The 2,682-nt window shown below is 72.9% G+C and carries 3 protein-coding genes and 1 pseudogene; 3 read left to right on the forward strand and 1 reads right to left on the reverse strand.

Translation table 11 applies throughout. The features are described from left to right. The 3 genes from AB0O00_RS34900 to AB0O00_RS34910 form a co-directional block, all read left to right on the forward strand. On the forward strand, positions 1–252 hold a 252-nt coding region (locus AB0O00_RS34900; protein WP_363658709.1), incomplete at its 5' end, for a DUF742 domain-containing protein. Then, positions 233–847, forward strand: a complete 615-nt coding sequence (locus tag AB0O00_RS34905) for an ATP/GTP-binding protein (RefSeq protein WP_363658711.1) — start codon at positions 233–235, stop codon at positions 845–847. The genes AB0O00_RS34900 and AB0O00_RS34905, both read left to right, overlap by 20 nt. Before the next feature lie 114 nt (positions 848–961). Further along, positions 962–2,434, forward strand: coding sequence for a cytochrome P450 (locus AB0O00_RS34910; protein ID WP_363658713.1), 1,473 nt, complete (start codon positions 962–964; stop codon positions 2,432–2,434). 58 nt (positions 2,435–2,492) lie between these two features. Here the strand turns inward: AB0O00_RS34910 and AB0O00_RS34915 are convergent. Further along, positions 2,493–2,682 (reverse strand): annotated as a pseudogene (locus AB0O00_RS34915) (hypothetical protein); the annotation flags it as partial.

The following is a 2,682-nucleotide window of genomic DNA, read 5'->3' on the forward strand; positions in this document are numbered from 1 at the left end:
CTGATCGTCTCGCGGCGGGACCCGCGGCCCGGGATGCAGCCCGAGCACGCGGCGATCCTGCGGCTGTGCACCGCACCGCTGTCCGTCGCCGAGATCTCGGCCTACCTGCGGCTGCCGACGAGCGTGGTGACCGTCCTGCTGGCGGACCTGCTCGACGACGAGCTGATCGAGGCCCGCGCCGCCGTGCCCCCGGCGGAATTTCCCGACCGTGCCCTCCTTGAGGCGGTGATCCATGGACTTCAGCGACTCTGACACGCTGGTCGGGCCGGCGGCCGCGGACCTGCTGCCGGCCACCGCGACCTCGGCGGTCAAGGTGGTGATCGTCGGAGGTTTCGGAGTCGGCAAGACGACCCTGGTCGGTTCGGTGAGCGAGATCCGTCCGCTCACCACCGAGGAGACGATGACCCAGGAGGGCGAGGGCGTCGACGACGTCGCCGGGGTCGAGCGCAAGACCGAGACGACCGTCGCGATGGACTTCGGGCGGATCAGCATCAGCGAGGAACTGGTGCTGTACGTGTTCGGCACCCCCGGGCAGGAGCGGTTCTGGTTCCTCTGGAACGGCCTGTTCGAGGGCGCGCTCGGCGCGGTGGTGCTGGTCGACACCCGCCGGCTGGAGGTCAGTTTCGAGGTGATCGGGCGGCTGGAGGACCGCGGCGTGCCGTTCGTCGTCGCGATCAACGGCTTCCCGGACTCGCCGGCGCACCCGGTCGAGGAGCTGCGGGCCGCCCTCGACCTGCCGCGCGAGGTGCCGATCATCACGTGCGACGCCCGGCGGCGCGACTCCTGCCGGGACGTCCTCATGGCCCTGATGCGCTACCTGTACGACCAAGCCGCGAAGCGGGCGTGAGCGCCCGCCCCTTCCGGGCCTTGCCGCCCAGTTTTGTTCCCCCGCCGTTCCGGTTCCCCCCGTCCGGCGCGGTTCCCCTCGTCCGTTCCGATCCCGTCCGATCCCGGAGACCCCGTGACAACTCCGCACTCCGACAGTGCACTTCCCGACGACCTCGCAGTGGCCCCGCCACCCGGCTGCCCCGCGCACGGCCGCGCCGAGATCGGCCCCATCGGCCCCGGCGGCGTGCGGCGCCTGTACGGGCCCGAGGCCGAGGCCGACCCGTGGGCGGTGTACGAGAAGCTCCGCGCCGAGCACGGCGACGTGGCGCCGGTGCTGCTGTACGGCGACGTGCCGGCCTGGCTGATCCTCGGCCACGCGGCGAACCTCACCGCGATGCGCACGCCGTCGCTCTTCTCGCGCGACTCCCGGCTGTGGACGAAGTTCAAGGACGGGACGGTCGGCGCGGACTCGCCGCTCATGCCGGTCGTCGCCTGGCAGCCGCTGTGCGTGTTCGCGGACGGCGAGGAGCACCGGCGCCTGCGCGGCGCCGTCAACGACGGTCTCGGCGGCTTCGACCACCGGGGCATCCGGCGGCACGTCATCGGCTTCGTCGACGCGATGGTGCGGGACTTCGGGCCGTCCGGGCAGGCCGAGCTGATCAGCCAGTTCGCCGAGCACCTGCCGATGCTGGTCATGACGCAGCTGCTCGGCATGCCCCGCGAGTACGGTCCGCGCCTGGTCGACGCGGCCCGCGACCTGATGCGGGGCACCGAGACGGCGATCGAGAGCAACGAGTACGTCGTGGCGAGCCTGCGCCGGGCCATCGAGCGCAAGCGCGTCGAGCCCGGCGACGACCTGGTGACCTCGCTCATGCGCCACCCCGCCGGGCTCTCCGACGACGAGGTCCTGGAGCACCTGCGGGTGGTGCTGCTCGCGGCGAACGAGACCACCGTCAACCTGATCGCCGACACCCTGAAGATGGTCCTCACCGACCCGCGCTTCCGCGCCAGCCTGTCCGGCGGGCACATGACGCTCGCGGAGGCGCTCGACCAGGTGCTGTGGGACTCCCCGCCGATGATCCTGGTGGCCGGCCGCTGGGCCACCGGGGACACCGAGCTCGGCGGTCAGAAGATCGAGGCGGGCGACATGCTCCTCCTCGGCCTCGCGGCCGGCAACTTCGACCCCGTCGTGCGGCCCGACCCCGCCGCGCCGCTGCACGGCAACCGCTCCCACCTGTCCTTCGGCAGCGGCCCGCACGAGTGCCCCGGCCAGGACATCGGCCGCGCCATCGCCGAGACCAGCATCGACCACCTGCTCACCCGGCTGCCGGACCTGCGGCTCGCCGAGGAGGAGCAGGACCTCGACTACACGTCGGCGTGGCTGGCCCGCCACCTCATCGAACTCCCCGTCGAGTTCACGCCGGTGACGCTGGAGGAGCCGAAGAAGGAGGAGGCACCCGCGGCGGAACCCGAGGCCGTCGAGCCGGAGGCCGTCGAGCCCGAGCCGGCGCCGGTCGCGGCGCCTGCGGCGGAGCCCGCGGCCGTCACCATCCCGCGCCAGCGCGGCGGCTTGTGGAGCCGGCTCACGGCGTTCCTCCGCCGCTGACGCGCTTCCCCTGCCCCCGGACCCGCCACCGGGGGCAGGGGATCACTGGTCAGTACAGCTAGTCGTCGTCCCGGGCGTCCGTGCGCGTGCGTTCCAGGGTGAACGTGTCGACCGGGGTGAGGTCGCCGTGCGGGCCGTCGAAGGTGTAGTAGGTGACCGTCATCCGGGTGCGGCCGCCGCGGCGGTCGCCCGGGTCGACGTCGAAGGCCGCGAAGCCGTGGGTGTGCTGCCGGTCCTGGACGGCGGCC

It is taken from the genome of Kitasatospora sp. NPDC093558 (assembly GCF_040683475.1).
Taxonomy (GTDB): domain Bacteria; phylum Actinomycetota; class Actinomycetes; order Streptomycetales; family Streptomycetaceae; genus Kitasatospora.

Excerpts from the sequence above, each read along its gene's own strand:
- AB0O00_RS34905 (WP_363658711.1), top strand. The coding sequence starts at position 233 with ATGGACTTCAGCGACTCTGACACGCTGGTCGGGCCGGCGGCCGCGGAC.